The sequence below is a fragment of the Helicobacter fennelliae genome (assembly GCF_900451005.1).
Lineage (GTDB): Bacteria > Campylobacterota > Campylobacteria > Campylobacterales > Helicobacteraceae > Helicobacter_B > Helicobacter_B fennelliae.
The window spans coordinates 714131-730363 of record NZ_UGIB01000001.1; the positions used below are offsets into that span (position 1 = coordinate 714131).

Consider the following 16233-nt stretch of genomic DNA (forward strand, 5'->3'; position numbering starts at 1 on the left):
TATGGGATTTGTATCGATGGCATTTCAGAGGGCATTTTGGCGGGCTTTTGACTGCGTATTATGCTGTTTGTGTGTGGTTTGGGTAGCTACTTTGAGTATTGCAGGCTGTGCGAAAATAGATTCTGGTGTAGATTCTAGCGTGAATTCTAGTATGGATTCTAGTATGGATTCTTATGTAGATTCTGCGCTAGAATCTAGCAGACACAATACCCAAAGCACCGAGCCAATTATGCACGATACGCCCACTTCTCAAGATACACTCACGCAAGAAGATATGCAAATTAATGACAATCAAATCATCATCACAGAATCTGGTCAGACACAATGTGAGGCAATCACTCTGCATAAAGCAAAGCTTAGCTTTGTGGGCGATATTGTTTTGGGGGATTATAAAGGCGCAAGCGGGGCGACTTTTAATGCGAAATTTAAAGAAGTAGGCGGGGATTATGACTACTTCACAAAAGGCATTGTCTCTGTGCTTGAAAATGATGATTTGAGTATTGGCAATATGGAAGGCGTGCTGAGCGATAAAAATCTCAAAAACGCCTTTGATAAGCCATTTTCATTTAAGGGGCAATCTATTTTCACGCAGATTCTAAAGTCCGCACATATCCAAGCACTCAATATTGCTAATAATCATTCAAGGGATTATGGCAGGCAGGGATTTCTTGATACGATAGAGCATTTGCAGCAGGCAGATTTGGCTGTATTTGGCGAGGGGATTTTGCATATTTATGAAGCAAATGGCATAAAATTTGGGCTTGCTGGACACAGAGGGTGGAATCTTGGCATAAAATCGCAAGTCAAAAAAGAGATAAAAGCCCTGCGCGATCAAGGAGCAGATATTGTTATTTTTACATTTCATTGGGGCGAGGAGCGCAAATATTATCCAAATGCCACGCAAAGAGAGTTAGCACACTTTAGCATAGATTCTGGTGCGGATATGGTGATAGGACATCACCCGCATGTCTTGCAAGGCATAGAAACTTACAAGGGCAAAAAAATCATTTATAGTTTGGGGAATTTTATCTATGGAGGCGCGAAAAACCCTAAAGATAAAGATTCTATGATTTATCAGACATTGTTTTTAGAATTTGCCTCCGCCAAAGAAGCAGAGCAGCAAGCCAAAGAAATCGCCACATATCTTCAGCCAATGCAAAATCCTAATCAAACACATCAAGCAAATAAGCCAAACAACACAACAAGCAATACGACAGATACAATAGATAAAACAGATATGATACATAAAGCCAAAAAAGATGTGGCAGAATCCGAGGCAGCAGAATCAGATGTAGCAAAATCAGCAGAAAATGAAAGAGAAAATGAAGCAGAAAGCCTCGCACAAGAAGCAAAAAGCAAATGCTTCAAAGAGATTTATTTACAAGGGAGGTTTATCACTTCTCAACCGCGCATTGATGTATTTGATCAATTTGTGCTAATCCACAATATCGTGCCTGTGAGTATCTCTTCTACATCAGCATATAATGATTACGTGCCAATGGTGTATGAGGAGGATTCAAGCGGATTTACAAGGATTTTTAGACGACTTGAGGAATACTCACAATCGCTCAATCAAAAGAGATAACTCTATAAGTTACTACTTTCTTTCAAGCCCTTTAGCTCATAGATTAGATTTTATAGAGAGATTATCAAAACTAAGCTACAATTCTATACCCCAATAAAAGAGACACAATGCAAATAGATACAACCCTGCTTGAGCTGTTTTTCAAAGCCCCACTTATCGCCTCATTTTTGGCTGGAATCCTCTCTTTTCTCTCGCCTTGTATCCTGCCTTTGATTCCTGCGTATATGTCTTATATTTCTGGTGCGACACTTGATGAGCTCAAAAATGGCAAACTCAATCGCTCGATTATTTTTGCAAAATCATTGGCATTTGTGCTTGGGTTTAGCATGGTATTTATGGTGGTGGGTATGGCACTTCAAAGTGTGATACATCTTGTGCGTTCACCCATTGTGCAGTATATTTGCGGAGGCGTGGTGATTGTGTTTGGATTGCATTTTTTGGGAGTTTTTAGGCTTAAATGGCTCTATACTACAAAGCGATTTGACTTTGAATGGAAGGCATTTAAATGTATTGCACCATTTGTGCTTGGTATGAGTTTTGCTCTGGGCTGGACGCCTTGCACGGGACCTGTATTTGGAGCGATCGTGCTAGCTGGCGGAGCCAACGCGCAATATGGCTCTTTTTTGCTAGGGCTTTATACATTTGGGTTAGCATTGCCATTTCTTATCCTCTCTTTTGTTTTGGAGCGCGGGCTTGAAGTGCTTGGGAGATTTAGAAAATATATGCGAGTTATTGAGATTATCTCTGGGATTTTGCTTATCATTATAGGTGTGCTCATAGCGTGTGGAAGCCTTGATGCACTGAATTTATCATCATAATCCAAACTATCCAGACTTAAGGAGAGGCTATGCTATTACAAAATGGCACAATTTGCGATCACAAACAGCACAAAAAAGCAGACATCAGAATCCAAAATGGCATAATCACAGAGATTCAGACGCATTTAGCACCACATAACAACGAAGAAATATATGATTGTCATCATAAAGTCATCTTGCCTGCGCTCATTGATATGGCATACCCCAAAAACAAAACCCTCTCACTTAAAACCCTCCAAACACTCGGGCAAAAAGCCCTAAGTGGCGGGATAGGCACGATTATTTTGCGTCCTGATACAACGCCCAAAATAGATTCTGAAGCGATGATTGAATTTATCCATAGCTTTAATTCCACCTCAAATATACAATTTATACCCTGCGTTTCGCCAATCAAAGACAATGCCCTAAATACGCTCTCTACGCTTGTCTCAAATGGTGCGCGCGCGATTGTCGTGCGTAGAGAAATGGATAATTACACACTCTATAAAATCTCTCAATACGCCTCTATGCTTGAGATTCCGCTCATCGCCTCGCCTCAAGATCTTAGCCTAAGCGATGGCGTGATTGATGAGAGTGAGCTAAGTTTTGAGTTGGGGCTTCCCGGAGTGCTAGGGATCGCGCAGACAATAGAAGTAGCGACTTTTAGCGAATTAGCGCGATTTAGTCGGATAGAGCTTGTATTTGATGCGATTACAGAGAGGCAGTCATTTTGCATTATTGAGGAGTTTAAAAAAATGGGCGCAAAGCTCATCACCCAAACCCCAATCCATCATCTTTTATTTACACATAAGCATTGCAGCGATTATGATACGAGATTTAAGCTTTTTCCACCACTCAAAGATGAGGACACAAGGGCATTTCTTATCCAGAATCTCAATAGCTCCATTGATATGCTAACAAGTTTGCAAAGTGATACTTACAAATCCGCAAAAGATCAAGTATTTGAAAACGCAAGCTTTGGAATCAATGCTTTTGCGTTTTATTTTGCTTTGGGGTATGAATTTTTGGTCAAGCCAAAAATCATTGATCTTTCTCGCTTTAGCTATCTCACCTCGTATGCGCAAGCTAAGCTTTTTGGTCTTAATAAAGGCGAGATAAGCGAAGGCAGGGACGCGGATTTAATTATTGTGGATTTAGATTCTCATACATTTGTCAAAGACGCGTTTAATCCTTATGATAATCAAACACTCCAAAGTCAAATCACAGGTATTTTTCTCAATGGCGTATCTATCAATCCAAACAATCCGCTTTAGCTAAAACTAAAAACTTAGATAAGAGAGCAAAAAGCAAGAGCAATGAGAGGGGAGTAAGAACAAAAGCGAGGCTAAAAGATACGACAAAAGACAAACAAAAGCCAAAAGGCAGAAAATAAATAATAAAAGTAGAGAAAAGGGAGAAAATGAGCGCAAAGATTCTAGCGTTTTTGGAGCAAAGCTTGCCGACTTTGAAGCAGGTTGGATTAATTGGATTAAAGGTGCTTGTGATTTTGGTTGTGAGCTATTATTGTGCGCTTTTTGCATCAAAAAAGCTCCATAAAATCCTGCAACGCTATGATGAGACTTTGGCAAATTTTGTCCATCAAGTGGTGTTTGTTTGTGTGATGATTATTGGCGTGATTATGACGCTTAGCAATATCGGTGTGCAGACAACCTCCATACTTGCCGTGCTTGGCGCAGCAGGCGTGGCGATAGCTCTCGCACTCAAAGATTCTCTCTCATCGATTGCAAGCGGGATTTTGCTGATTGTGCTGCGTCCATTTATCAAGGGTGATAATATCGAGATAGGCGCGATTAGTGGCAAAGTAGAATCTATCAATATTTTTAATACAACCCTGCTTACAGGCGATGGAAAAGTCGTGATTTTGCCAAATAAAAATATCGCCAATTCAAATATCATTAATCAAAGCAAAAACCCAAACCAACGCATAGAAATCCAAATCCAAATCGCCAACAATCACAATGCCGCACATATCAAAGAAATTATCCAAAAAGTGCTTCAGACACATACCACAATCAAAAAATCACCCAAAGCATTTGTAGGCGTGATAGATTTTGATACACAAAAAGTCGTGCTATGTATCCGCGCGTGGATCTCAAAGACGCAAAGTGTGTTTGATACAAAAAGCGAAATAATCGAGAAGATCAATGCTGAGCTATATAAAAAGGGGTTGTTTGAAGTAAGTGTGCTTGAAGTGAGGGTAGATTCTAGAATTTAATTTCCATGAGAGCTAAATCCTCTATTTTTTGCTATGCAACTTTAGGGTTTTGCTTGAGAAGTCATGTTTCAGGAAGTTTGAATTTTTAGCCTGCGATGAACTTTTATGTTGCACTTTTTGTGTTTTTGCTTGTCTAAAATTTCTACACAACCCTAAAATCTGCCTAAAAATAGAGGATTTCTTTATGCTCTTTTATCCCCATAGAATCCACTTTTAGATTTTAGATTCTATAAAAACACAAAAGAACATAAAAAGAGGATTTAGCTCTCATGTAAAATAGAATCTAGCCACAAAATCCCTCGCCGTGCGCGCACTTCTATTACCCACTTGTGTGGCAAACGCAAGGGCTTGAAGTCGGATTGGATTCTCTGGCTCTAGGAGCGCATCAAGGCTTAGATGTGAAGAAATATCGCTCAAAAAACTAGCAACTATCGCGAGGTATTCATCAGTGCCTAGATCATAAAACCCAATCTGCAATCCAAATCTATCGCTAAAAGAGAGCGTCTCATGAGCTATGGAATGCTGGGGTGAGAGATCAGTGCTTTGGTCTTCTAAGATTCTGCGAATATTTGAAGTCGCGTAAATTAAGACATTATCTGCCCATTTTTCAAATGAGCCTTCAAGCACGGATTTTATGCTTTTGTAGCTCTTTTCCTCCGCATAAAACGACAAATCATCGCAAAAAATAATGAATTTATACTCACGCTTTTGGCGCACCATATCAAGCAATAATGGCAGAATCAAAATGTCTTTTGTATCAAGCTCGATCACGCGCAATGGCGATGTAAATAAATGCTTCAAAATCACTGCTTTGACAACAGAGCTTTTGCCACAACCTCTAGCTCCCCACAATAGCGCATTGAGCGCGGGCTTTCCACTCAAAAACGCTTGTGTATTAGACTCAAGCGCGTGCATCTGCTCATCTACGCCAACAAGCCTCTGGCAAGTCGTATCAAAATCGCTAATTGGGTGCATATAGTAATGCTGCTCAAATCGGCGAAAAACCCACGCATAATGCGTAGCACAATCAATATGCAAACACTCATTTAATGCTTCTGTCATAATCCACCTCCACAATCTCTGCAATCTTTATATTTCATCAATCACTTTTTATAGCTTATTTGGAGAAGTCAAGCACGATCATTCCGCTAAAGCTTTGGATTTTGGGACGAGAATCTACATTAGATTCTAAATTGGAATCCACAGAATCTAGGCGAGATTTTGTGCTAGATTCCACACTAGATTCTGCTTTATCGGCATATTGCGGGCTTTGGTATTGTAATAATCGCTCTAAAATAAAGCCATTGATTTGTCTATCTTTAAATTGATAAGTGATTTTCGCCCAATTATCTTTGACATCAAGTACAAACATTTCGCGTCCTTTTGGGCTTTTGGCGATGATTTGGCTTTGTGTGTTTGGCTCTGCTCTGATGTGTGCGAGATTGACTTTGACTTGTGCTTTTTGGCGAGAATCTACTTTAGATTCTGTGTTTGATTTCACAGAATCTAGGCGAGATTTTGTGCTAGATTCCACACTAGATTCTGCTTTATCGGCATATTGCGGGCTTTGGTATTGTAATAATCGCTCTAAAATAAAGCCATTGATTTGTCTATCTTTAAATTGATAAGTGATTTTCGCCCAATTATCTTTGACATCAAGTACAAACATTTCGCGTCCTTTTGGGCTTTTGGCGATGATTTGGCTTTGTGTGTTTGGCTCTGCTCTGATGTGTGCGAGATTGACTTTGACTTGTGCTTTTTGGCGAGAATCTACTTTAGATTCTGTGTTTGATTTCACAGAATCTAGGCGAGATTTTGTGCTAGATTCCACACTAGATTCTAGTTTGGATTCTGCGTTTTGAGTCTCTTTTGTTGTGCTTATGTGTGTTTGTATTTCTTTATCTATGTTTTTAAGTGTTTGGAGTTCTTGTTGTGTTTTGTCTTGCATTTTGTCTTGGTCTGGCTCTTTGGGCTCTTGGGTTTTGTAAAACTCCACGCGATAGAGTGTGGCGTCTTTGTCAAGGCTAGCATTGTGCGCGAGATTGTGTTGTGAGATTGATGTGCTTTGCGTGATGAATGATGTGCCTTTTAGCCCTACTACTTTGATTGCATAGCCTTCAATCGGCGCTAATGTGATAGAATCTTTGATTTTAATTGTCGAATTCATCGCTATGGCTTGATCTTTTGAGTCGATTGTAGCTTGGATATGGCTAAGTGATGGAGCAAAATCCACATAATAAGGCACAAGCTTTGTCAAAACCCGATTGCCATATTTAAGCGCAAGGATAAGGCTTTTATTGTTCTTGCTAACTCCATTTTTTTTGGCATTATTTGCGCTATTTTGTGGCACTAATCCCAAAATCCTAGCACTTGAGCCAAGCTCTATCTCATCAAATGCCTTGCCTTTAGGCAATGGAAAGTTGTTTTGCATTTCTCGTAGCCCAAAAAACGGCAAAGCAGGTAAATCCTGTATTGAGACACTAAGATTTTGGTCATTGATGACTTTATACACGTCACTTGGCGAAAGCTCAAAGTCGCGCTCAAACTTGATCCCAATCTTTTGCAATAACGCCTCAATCGCAAGCAAATGATAATACACTCGCTCTTGGACATTAAGCTCTTTGCTTGCTTCGTTGGCATAGGCTGGCTTATTGCGCGAGAGAGCGTAAAGCGTGAGTGCTTCTTTCATCTCGACATCGTTTTTTTCTAGTGTGCGGGTATTGTGTATGTGGTATTTGTGGATAGGCTTTAGGAGGTTGGCATTGATATGATCTATCATAAATGTCGCGTTTTCTAGGAGATTGCCATAGGGAATATTGGCGAGATTTTCTTGATCGATAACCGTGCAATTTCCCCAGCGATTAGGATTAAGCAATGCGCTTTGATAGCTCTCGCGCCAGAATCCACTTCCATCATGGAGATGAAGCACAAGGCTTACTTGCGGATCATTGATAAGGTTTTTGATATGCTCGATAATGAAAAATTCCGGATCATTAGGGCTTAGATCGGCAAATTTGCGATTCATATCGCCATAGATTCCGCGATCATTAAGAAGCATTGAGTGTTTATTAATCACAGGCACGATCCACACACTTCCATTGAAAATCTTATAATGCGCGTTAAATACATTTGTCGCATTGAATCCGCCCGGCTCATCTCCTTGGATTCCGCCGATGAGAAGAAGCGTGGGGCTAGTATCGACTTCTTTTTTGATCACTTCAAAATCAACAGGCTTCAAACTCGCACTAAACACACACATAGCACTACAAAAAATTATAAATATTGTTTTCATATCTGTCCTCTTAGGCTTTGTATTAGATTCTCTCCAAATATTCAAATAAAGGAATAAAAAATGCTTACCTTATACTATATATTCTGTAAGGATAGAAACCATGCACGAAAAAGACATTATAGCAACTTTTAAAAAACATATAGGCGAGGTTGATTTAGGTGAAATCGATTTGGGTGGAGCTGATTTCACAGCAAGCACAAAAAATCTAAAAGAGGCTTTTAAAATCCCGCTTTGCAAAAACCTCAAAATCACGCATTTTGGCGAAGACATAAAAAGTGTCAATGAGCTTACAGGCGCGCTTCAGACACTCCAAATAGTTTTTCGCAAAATCACTGATCTTGCGCAATCAATAGGGCAAGATCCAATCCAAGATGCTTTGCTTGAATGCCAAATCAAAGACAAAATCGCAGAGTGTAGATTCTTAGGTAATGCACTTTTTGATGTAACATTAAGCGCAAAAATCGGACAAAAGCAATTACAGCTAGAAAACCCTTCTCCCCTGCCATTGCTCCAAAATGGCAACCCTTCGCTTTTGATAGACTATATCCAAGACAAAAATACAGAAATCACTCAAACCCTCACTGCTCTATCACAAGCCATAGCCAGCCAAAGCCCATTCTCATCAGCCCAGCCAAATGCAGACATTCCGAATCTAGAACATTTTGATAAGGATATGCTATTTAAAAAGCTACGATAGGTTTGGGTAACTTAAGTTTGGTAATTGTGTTTTGATAGAAAATCTAAAATAATTTAATAAATGTGGCGCGCAAGCACAAAGAATCTAGAATATATTTTAGATTCTAAGACAAATAATCTAAGACACAAAATAAATAGCAGAATCTAAAATTTTAGATTGATTTGTTTTTGGATTGATTTGCGCGTGTGCTTGATAATTGGATTCTGCAGATATGCCTTGTATAAAGCTCTAGCTTAATGACTTGATAATAAGCCAGAATCTAAACTCTTTACTTCGCGTCTTTTTCTTGTTTTTTGACTATGCGACGCAATGAGACAAAAAACTTCATCCACTCATCAAGCTGCATTAATGGATGTCCGCCCCATTTTGTGTGTGGTGGGAGATTTTTGCCTACTGCACCTCTTCCGGCGATTTGCGTAAAATCACCGATATGGATATGCCCGCCTGTTCCTGCCTGTCCGCCAAAAACGACATTTCTGCCTGTTGTCGTCGAGCCAGCCAAGCCTACTTGCGCGACAAGGATACTATTTTGCCCAATGATACAATTATGCCCGATTTGCACGAGGTTATCGATTTTTGCTCCTTGCTTGATGATTGTTTTGCCAAACACTGCTCTATCAATTGTCGTATTTGCGCCGATTTCTACATAATTTTCAATTTCTACGATTCCATTATGTTCGATTTTGACATGCTCGCCTAGCTTAGTATGCGCATATCCAAAGCCATCGCTACCGATCACGCTTCCTGCGTGGATATTCACACCATTTCCGATTCTGCTTTCACGATAGATGACAACATTTGGGTAGATTTTGCAGTCATCGCCGATACGCACATGATCGCTTATCACTACACCGGGCATAATGATTGTCCTATCGCCGATACGCACATTTTTGCCGATAAATACATTTGGCATAATCACCGCACTTCCGCTAATTCCTACATTTTGATTGTTGATGTAGTTTGTATGCATATCGCTAAATTCACTTTTGCGAAAATATTCTGAAAGAAACGCAAAAGCTAAGTGTGGATTTTCAACGATGAGTGGCTGTATATGAGGTGGGACAGAGCTTGCGTGTTCTTCTTTGATAAGCACCGCGCCGACTTTAGAATCTTTGAGTTTTTGGAGGTATTGGTTTTGATCGATATAGCTTACATCATTAGCCCCGCCGTATTCTAATGGAGCTAAGGAATGGATAAAAAAATCATGTGTAATATCATTGCGGATTCCGATTTTGTGTTTGATTTTGCTAAGACGCATATATATCCTTTTGCTTGGGTTATGGTATGGATTGGGTTATGGTGTAGAAATGCTGTGGATCAAGGCTTGCAGAGCCGACCAAAAGCCCAGATACATGATCTATTGCCAGAATCTCTTTTGCATTGTCTTTATTCACACTTCCGCCATAGAGTATAGGCTGTGGAGAGAGTGTGCTAAGAAATGAATGCACGCATTCTATATCTTTTGCCTTAGCACTCACGCCCGTGCCGATAGCCCAGATAGGCTCATACGCGATGATGAGATTTTGGTATTGTGTGTCTATGCCACGAAATTGAGAGAGCAAAAACTCTTGCGTAGCCTCTCTGCCTTGCTCCCTTACCTCCAAACTCTCACCCACGCAATACACAATCTTAAAGTGATGTTTGGCAAAAAAATCAAATTTCATCGCGCAGATTTCTTGCGACTCTTTGAGTAGCACCCTTCGCTCGCTATGCCCGATCAAAACCATATCAATCCCCATAGATTCTAATGCCTCAAGCCCGATTTCACCTGTAAATGCGCCATTTTTTACAGGATAGGCGTTTTGTGCCCCGATTTGCTCAAATGAACTCAACTCTTTTGCTGTTTGCAATCCCAAAAATGACGGAAAAAACAAAATCTGATTTTGGCTTAAAAATGATTGGCAGAATCTAAAAGTATTCCACTTTGAAAAATAATCAGCGACTGCCTTTTGGGGTAGATTGCATTTGAAATTTGCAGCAAAAATCATCTTTGTCCTTTCATTTTGGTGTGTTGTGTATATTATTGATTGAAGTGGCACTTTATAACATTATTATAGATTTGCGCTCAATTTGGCACTCATAAATGTAACTTCTCAATCTAGCACATAATTATAAACAAAATTAAGCTATAATTGCCAACTCAAGCTAAAAATGGCTTTATCAATAGCAAAAAATAAGTGGATTTATGGCAAACAGCAATGGCAAATAACACAAACGCAATTATAATCACAAACACAAAACACAAAAATGGCACAGCATAATTCTAAAGATACATTATTTACCGCTCCCACGCATAAGCAATTTGAATTTGATGAGCGCGTTGCAAGCGTGTTTGATGATATGCTAACGCGCTCAATCCCTTTTTATCGCGAGAATCTCAAACTTTGCGTGGATTTTTTGGCTCTGAATGCACCTTGTGGCAGAATCTATGATTTGGGTTGCTCTACGGGCAATATGCTTTTTGAGCTTTATGAACGACTTAAAGATTCTCATAGAGATTCTTATAAGAATTCTTACACGCTTATTGGCATTGACTCCTCAAGCGCGATGATAGAAAACGCCAAGCTCAAAGCACAAGCCTATAATGCAGATATTACCTTTATCAATGCGGATTGTATGGAGGTGGAGTTTTTAGATTCTCGTGCGTTTATTGCAAATTACACAATGCAATTTATCCGCCCTATCAATCGCTTACATCTCATCAAAAAGCTTTATAATGCGCTTGAATTTGGCGGGGTGCTATTAATGAGTGAAAAAATGTCAAGCACAGATAGTGTATTTGATAAGCAAATGATTGAATATTATCATGCCTACAAAGCCAAAAATGGCTATACCCAAAGCGAAATAACGCGCAAAAGAGAGGCATTAGAAAATGTGCTTGTGCCTTATAGTTTGGAAGAGAATCTAGCCCTTTTGAAAGACGCAGGATTTAAAGGTATTGAGGTGTTGTTTAAATGGGTGAATTTTGGCACACTCATCGCCAAAAAATAACACATATTAAAAAAGATTATTGTAGCATTACATCTTTGAAATACAAGCTCATCATTTACGAGCCAATAAAGTTAGGAAGTTTATGTTTTTTTCAATCGAATTTGGAATTATTTTTTTCGTGTTTTTCCTTGTGTATTGGACATTGCGTAATCACCATTCCCTCCAAAATCACACATTACTTCTTTTTAATTATATTATTCTTTGCTCTTTTGGCGGGGTTTATGTCGCTTTGGTTTTGGCGTGTTATACGCTTTTTATTTATGCTGCTTCACATCTCATCGCCAAAACAGAATCTAAAAGCGTCTTTCTTACAATGGTCGCATTTGCGATTTTGAATCTAAGCTTTTTTAAATATTATCCAAGTTTTAAAGATGATTTTGAAGCATTGTTGCGCTTTTTTGGGCTTGATGTGGCAAGTGTTGATATATTACTACCTTTAGGGATTAGCTTTTATACTTTTGCTTCGATTACATATTTGCGCGCTGTGTATGAAGCGCGCCAAAGCCCACAAGATTCTACTACAACCCCAAGCGCGCTGACTTCCACTACACTGACTTCAAGCACGTCCAATCCAAAACTACAAGGATTTTTGCCACTTGCGACTTATTTGTCGTTTTTTCCTACGATTATTGCTGGTCCTATTATGCGGAGTGATTTTTTCTTTTCTCAATTTAACGCCACGCGACTTTGGAGGCGCAAAAACGCAAATCTCATCATCATGCTTTTGCTATTTGGAATTGTCAAAAAAGTTTTGATTGCAAATTATGTTCAAATCTACGCAAGCCCGATTCTTGCAAACCCATCAAATTTCAATACAATCGAGCTACTTTTAGGCATAGGCGGATATAGCATTCAGATTTATTGCGATTTTAGCGGATATGTAAATCTTGTATGTGCGTTTGCGCTTATGCTTGGATTTACTTTACCGCCAAATTTTGATATGCCCTATGTTGCTAAAAATCTCAAAGAATTTTGGGCGCGCTGGCATATCTCGCTCTCAACTTTTATTCGCGATTATATTTACATTCCGCTTGGTGGCTCCAAAAAGGGCTTTTTCTTGACGCAGGTTTTTGTGCTGATTTCATTTGGCTTATCTGGAATCTGGCATGGCAATACGATTAATTTTATGATTTGGGGCTTGCTGCATGGATTTGGGCTTGTGATTGTCAATATCGCCAAAAAGTGCAATTTCTCACTCGCCCAAATCCCGCTTCTTAGCTCATTTATCACTTTTAGCTTTGTGAGCTTTGCGTGGGTGTTTTTTTGTTATAGCGATTTTTCAGATTCGCTTTTGTTTTTTACTGCCCTCTATCAGAATCTCTCGCAGCCTATCGGGCTCAAAGAGATTCTGCTTTTATGCGGAGGACTTTTGGTGTTTTTTGCGTATCCATTGAGTAAAAATTGGCAACGTTCTTGTGTGTTTTATCTCTATGACGTTCCGACTTTTATCAAGCCTATCGTGCTTGCGATAGTATTTATCATCATCTTTTGTCTTATGCCTGATGGTATCCCAAATTTCATTTATGCGACTTTTTAGATGAGACTCAAAACCTTTATATTTACAATCTTTATCGCATTTGCGCTCACAGCCCTTGTGATGAATAAAAGTATCAATACACTCATCGAGCAAAAATACCATATCACACTTTTTAATGTCGAGAATCCATTGCTAAAAACCCTCTCCTTGCCTAGAATCTGGCTTGATAACTTGCGAGCATATATCTTTCCTAGCCAAGAAGATCTCGCCCTAGAAGAATCCCTCCAATCCCAAACCAAAATAGAGCCAGAGCCAGAAATTCCAGAATTTACAGAAAAACTAGAAGAGGAAATCTATTATCCGCTTATCGATGAAAATGGCACAATCATTCTTGAGCCACATTCAACCTTTTTGCTAATTGGTGACTCTATGATGCAGGGCGTGGGTATGACGCTTGTGCGCGAGCTTCAAAAAAGAGATTTTAATGTGATAAATCTTGCCAAGCAAAGCACAGGGCTTACCTATCCGCATTTTTTTGATTGGCAGCAAAGCCTCAAAGACGCTTTTGCTAAAAATCCAAACATCAATGTCGTCGTGATGATGGTCGGCGCAAATGATCCTTATAATATGCCTAAAATCAAATTCCAATCGCCAGAATGGGTAGAGATATACACACAAAGAATCCAAGATATTATCCAAACCACACTAAGCCACAAAGCGATTATTATATGGTATCAAGTGCCATTTGTCAAAAAAGAGCCACTCAATCAAAAACTCATTTTCTTAAATACCTTGTATAAAGAAAATGTCGAGTCTGCAAAGCAAGTGTTTTTGGACTCAAATGCGATCCTATCGCCTGATAATGCTTATACCGCATACATCAAAGCCCCAAATGGCAAAAGCATAAGGCTACGAAACTCTGATGGAATCCACTTTAGCACGGAAGGATCAAAGTTGCTTAGTCAGATTCTGCTTGATCGGCTTGAGGTGCTACAAGAGCCACACGAACTACAAGAGCAAACACAAGAGCAAGAAAATCAAGCAAAATCACAAGTCCAATCAACAAAGCCAGCCAAGCCCATAAACACGCGCAATAGAGAATCTAATATGGAATCTAGCACAGAATCTAATGTAGAATCCAATCCAGAATCTAACTCCGCCCCAGATTCTGTGGAATCTTTGGATTCTGCGGATTCTACAAATTCTTTAGATTATTTAGATTCTCATGCAATGCCAAACACAAAATCCACAGAATCTAGCGATACGCACAATACGCAAGAATCAAACAATTCACACGATTCACGCGACTTTATATATCAAGATTTTAATACAGATTCTGCGCGAGACAAAAGCCAAAGCACAAGCCAAGATAAAAATATAGACAGAGATAAAGATTCTGCTTTATTTCAGCATTTATACAAGCAAGATTAGGGTGGCATTATGATATATAGATTCTTGCTTTTGGCACTTGTGATACTGATGACAAACTCTTGTGCAGCAACAGCAAAAAAGAAATCCCCAAAAATAAATATCCAACTCCAAAAGCCTATAATCCCATCAGCCACGACTTTAGAAAATATCGCTAAAAATGGCGTGGTGCAGGATTTTGGTGAGCGCAATCTCTCATCTTTAATCGAAAAATTCCGCAGTGCAAATGATATGAGAATCCACATTTTTGGAGATTCGCATATAGCGGGTGATTTTATCCCTCAGCGATGGCGCGCGCAATTTATGCAACCAAATGCTATCGGCTTTGCGTATCCGATTTTTCCAGCCTATCATCAAAATCTCTTAATCAATTACAAATCTCAATTTTTTGAGCTTTATAACTCGCGGATAAACATCTATCCAGACTATCCAATGGGTGGCGTGGTGGCGCGTGCGAAGAGCGAAAAAGCATTTGTAAAAATCGCGCTTAATTTTGTGCGCGAGAATCAGCAATTCACCACGCGCATTGTGTTTAAATCCCCAAGCCTTTTGGGTGCATTTGTCGTAACAGATGCCAAAGGACAAAGCTATCGGCTTGGTGCAAGCGTGCCAAATACATGGGAGATCTCAAAACCGCTCACGCTTACATTTCCAATCACAATCAAAGCTCTTTTGCCAAATGCGGCATTAGGCGGGTATTTTATCTACAATCAAGGCGCAAATACTATCATCTCGCATTCCGGCGCAAATGGCGCACGAAGCGATATTTGGCTCAAGTGGAATCAGCCTCTTTTTAGGCAATCACTCCAAATTATCACTTATGATTTATTTGTGCTGTGCTATGGCTCAAATGACGCAATGCTCGCAACTTTTGATAAAAATACTTTTATCAAAAATTACAAAAATCTAATCGCTACATTGCGCCAGACAAATCCTAATGCAAGCATTTTGCTTATCGCCCCGCCAAAAACCCTCATCAAGCGCGCAAAATCTAGCACCTACACGTTTGCTCCAAGCTTTAAAGCCGTGCAAAGCGCGATTTTAGAAATCGCCAAAAGCGAAAAAGTGCTGTATTTTGATATGTTTAACCTTATGGAAAAAACCGGTGGCAAAGACGAATGGATAAAGCTTGGGCTCTCAAAGCAAGATGTGCATTTAAGCCCTTATGGGTATAGGGCGGTGGCTGATGCGATAGAGTTTGGGCTAAGAGGGCTATTTGAGACATCACAAGCGCAATCTCAAATGCAATCCCAAACAAAGACAGAATCTCTGGATTCTCCACAAACAACAGAATCTAAAAACCCCGCAGAATCTAAAAACCCCGCAGAATCCACAGAATCCGCAAAATCTATGGAATCTATGGAATCCGCGCAATCAATAGATTCTACGCCAAATCCCACAAACACTACAACTACGAGCGCAAATGATTCTAAAACTGCTGATTCTACAACTGCGCCCAATTCCTCGATAGATTCTGCAAATGCCACAACTTCTGCTAACTCTTTGACAGAATCTTCCCCAAGCACTTCTGCAAATCCGCAAACAAATCAAGCAACTAGCAATTCTGCCACTAATAATTCCACCAATAATCCTCCCACTAATAATCCCTCTGCCAATCCTCCTGCCAATAACTCCGCAACTCCAAACAACAACATCACAAATGATGCTGCTGATGAGATTTGGCAGGATTTACAGATCAAAGATTTTAGCGCACCATGATATATTTGCTC

At 39.6% G+C, this 16233-nt stretch carries 13 protein-coding genes; 9 read left to right on the forward strand and 4 right to left on the reverse strand.

What is annotated here, in order from left to right; genetic code table 11:
• Position 1: 1 nt before the first annotated feature.
• From DY109_RS03440 to DY109_RS03455, 4 genes are all read left to right on the forward strand, one after another.
• Complete coding sequence (locus DY109_RS03440) at positions 2–1585, forward strand: CapA family protein (RefSeq protein WP_081714929.1); 1584 nt, start codon at positions 2–4, stop codon at positions 1583–1585.
• Between the two features lie 107 nt (positions 1586–1692).
• The gene (locus DY109_RS03445; protein WP_023949241.1) at positions 1693–2403 is read left to right on the forward strand and encodes a cytochrome c biogenesis CcdA family protein; all 711 of its coding nucleotides are present in this window, start codon (positions 1693–1695) and stop codon (positions 2401–2403) included.
• Positions 2404–2432: 29 nt separating this feature from the next.
• Positions 2433–3656, forward strand: a complete 1224-nt coding sequence (locus tag DY109_RS03450) for an amidohydrolase family protein (protein ID WP_023949240.1) — start codon at positions 2433–2435, stop codon at positions 3654–3656.
• A 146-nt stretch (positions 3657–3802) separates the two neighbouring features.
• Entirely contained in the window at positions 3803–4618 is an 816-nt protein-coding gene (locus DY109_RS03455; RefSeq protein ID WP_023949239.1) for a mechanosensitive ion channel family protein, read from the forward strand.
• Positions 4619–4885: 267 nt separating this feature from the next.
• On the opposite strand, the gene DY109_RS03460 is transcribed toward DY109_RS03455, so the two are convergent.
• Together DY109_RS03460 and DY109_RS03465 are read right to left on the reverse strand one after the other, a co-directional pair.
• Positions 4886–5680: a DUF815 domain-containing protein gene (locus DY109_RS03460; protein ID WP_023949236.1), complete on the reverse strand. Its 795-nt coding sequence runs from the start codon at positions 5678–5680 to the stop codon at positions 4886–4888.
• A gap of 55 nt (positions 5681–5735) precedes the next feature.
• Positions 5736–7910 (reverse strand): M99 family carboxypeptidase catalytic domain-containing protein, encoded by a 2175-nt coding sequence (locus tag DY109_RS03465; RefSeq protein ID WP_115737765.1) that lies wholly within the window; start codon positions 7908–7910, stop codon positions 5736–5738.
• Between the two features lie 100 nt (positions 7911–8010).
• On the opposite strand from DY109_RS03465, the gene DY109_RS03470 reads away from it, so the two are divergent.
• Positions 8011–8607 (forward strand): flagellar FLiS export co-chaperone, encoded by a 597-nt coding sequence (locus DY109_RS03470; protein WP_023949232.1) that lies wholly within the window; start codon positions 8011–8013, stop codon positions 8605–8607.
• Between the two features lie 268 nt (positions 8608–8875).
• Here DY109_RS03470 and lpxD read toward each other — a convergent pair whose 3' ends face one another.
• Together lpxD and DY109_RS03480 are read right to left on the reverse strand one after the other, a co-directional pair.
• Positions 8876–9865, reverse strand: coding sequence for a UDP-3-O-(3-hydroxymyristoyl)glucosamine N-acyltransferase (lpxD, locus tag DY109_RS03475; protein WP_023949230.1), 990 nt, complete (start codon positions 9863–9865; stop codon positions 8876–8878).
• Positions 9866–9884: 19 nt separating this feature from the next.
• Complete coding sequence (locus DY109_RS03480; RefSeq protein WP_023949228.1) at positions 9885–10595, reverse strand: triose-phosphate isomerase; 711 nt, start codon at positions 10593–10595, stop codon at positions 9885–9887.
• Positions 10596–10854: 259 nt separating this feature from the next.
• Here DY109_RS03480 and cmoA point away from each other — a divergent pair, with 259 nt between their 5' ends.
• From cmoA to DY109_RS03500, 4 genes are all read left to right on the forward strand, one after another.
• Complete coding sequence (gene cmoA / locus DY109_RS03485; protein WP_023949224.1) at positions 10855–11598, forward strand: carboxy-S-adenosyl-L-methionine synthase CmoA; 744 nt, start codon at positions 10855–10857, stop codon at positions 11596–11598.
• Positions 11599–11680: 82 nt separating this feature from the next.
• Positions 11681–13135, forward strand: coding sequence for an MBOAT family O-acyltransferase (locus tag DY109_RS03490; RefSeq protein WP_023949222.1), 1455 nt, complete (start codon positions 11681–11683; stop codon positions 13133–13135).
• Positions 13136–14506: an SGNH/GDSL hydrolase family protein gene (locus DY109_RS03495; RefSeq protein WP_023949220.1), complete on the forward strand. Its 1371-nt coding sequence runs from the start codon at positions 13136–13138 to the stop codon at positions 14504–14506.
• 9 nt (positions 14507–14515) lie between these two features.
• Positions 14516–16222, forward strand: a complete 1707-nt coding sequence (locus tag DY109_RS03500; RefSeq protein ID WP_023949218.1) for a GDSL-type esterase/lipase family protein — start codon at positions 14516–14518, stop codon at positions 16220–16222.
• The last annotated feature ends 11 nt before the right edge of the window (positions 16223–16233 follow it).

Excerpts from the sequence above, each read along its gene's own strand:
- DY109_RS03460 (WP_023949236.1), bottom strand. The coding sequence starts at position 5,680 with ATGACAGAAGCATTAAATGAGTGTTTGCATATTGATTGTGCTACGCAT.
- DY109_RS03495 (WP_023949220.1), top strand. The coding sequence starts at position 13,136 with ATGAGACTCAAAACCTTTATATTTACAATCTTTATCGCATTTGCGCTC.
- DY109_RS03480 (WP_023949228.1), bottom strand. The coding sequence starts at position 10,595 with ATGATTTTTGCTGCAAATTTCAAATGCAATCTACCCCAAAAGGCAGTC.
- DY109_RS03490 (WP_023949222.1), top strand. The coding sequence starts at position 11,681 with ATGTTTTTTTCAATCGAATTTGGAATTATTTTTTTCGTGTTTTTCCTT.
- DY109_RS03450 (WP_023949240.1), top strand. The coding sequence starts at position 2,433 with ATGCTATTACAAAATGGCACAATTTGCGATCACAAACAGCACAAAAAA.
- DY109_RS03470 (WP_023949232.1), top strand. The coding sequence starts at position 8,011 with ATGCACGAAAAAGACATTATAGCAACTTTTAAAAAACATATAGGCGAG.
- DY109_RS03500 (WP_023949218.1), top strand. The coding sequence starts at position 14,516 with ATGATATATAGATTCTTGCTTTTGGCACTTGTGATACTGATGACAAAC.
- DY109_RS03465 (WP_115737765.1), bottom strand. The coding sequence starts at position 7,910 with ATGAAAACAATATTTATAATTTTTTGTAGTGCTATGTGTGTGTTTAGT.
- DY109_RS03440 (WP_081714929.1), top strand. The coding sequence starts at position 2 with ATGGGATTTGTATCGATGGCATTTCAGAGGGCATTTTGGCGGGCTTTT.
- DY109_RS03455 (WP_023949239.1), top strand. The coding sequence starts at position 3,803 with ATGAGCGCAAAGATTCTAGCGTTTTTGGAGCAAAGCTTGCCGACTTTG.
- cmoA (WP_023949224.1), top strand. The coding sequence starts at position 10,855 with ATGGCACAGCATAATTCTAAAGATACATTATTTACCGCTCCCACGCAT.
- DY109_RS03445 (WP_023949241.1), top strand. The coding sequence starts at position 1,693 with ATGCAAATAGATACAACCCTGCTTGAGCTGTTTTTCAAAGCCCCACTT.
- lpxD (WP_023949230.1), bottom strand. The coding sequence starts at position 9,865 with ATGCGTCTTAGCAAAATCAAACACAAAATCGGAATCCGCAATGATATT.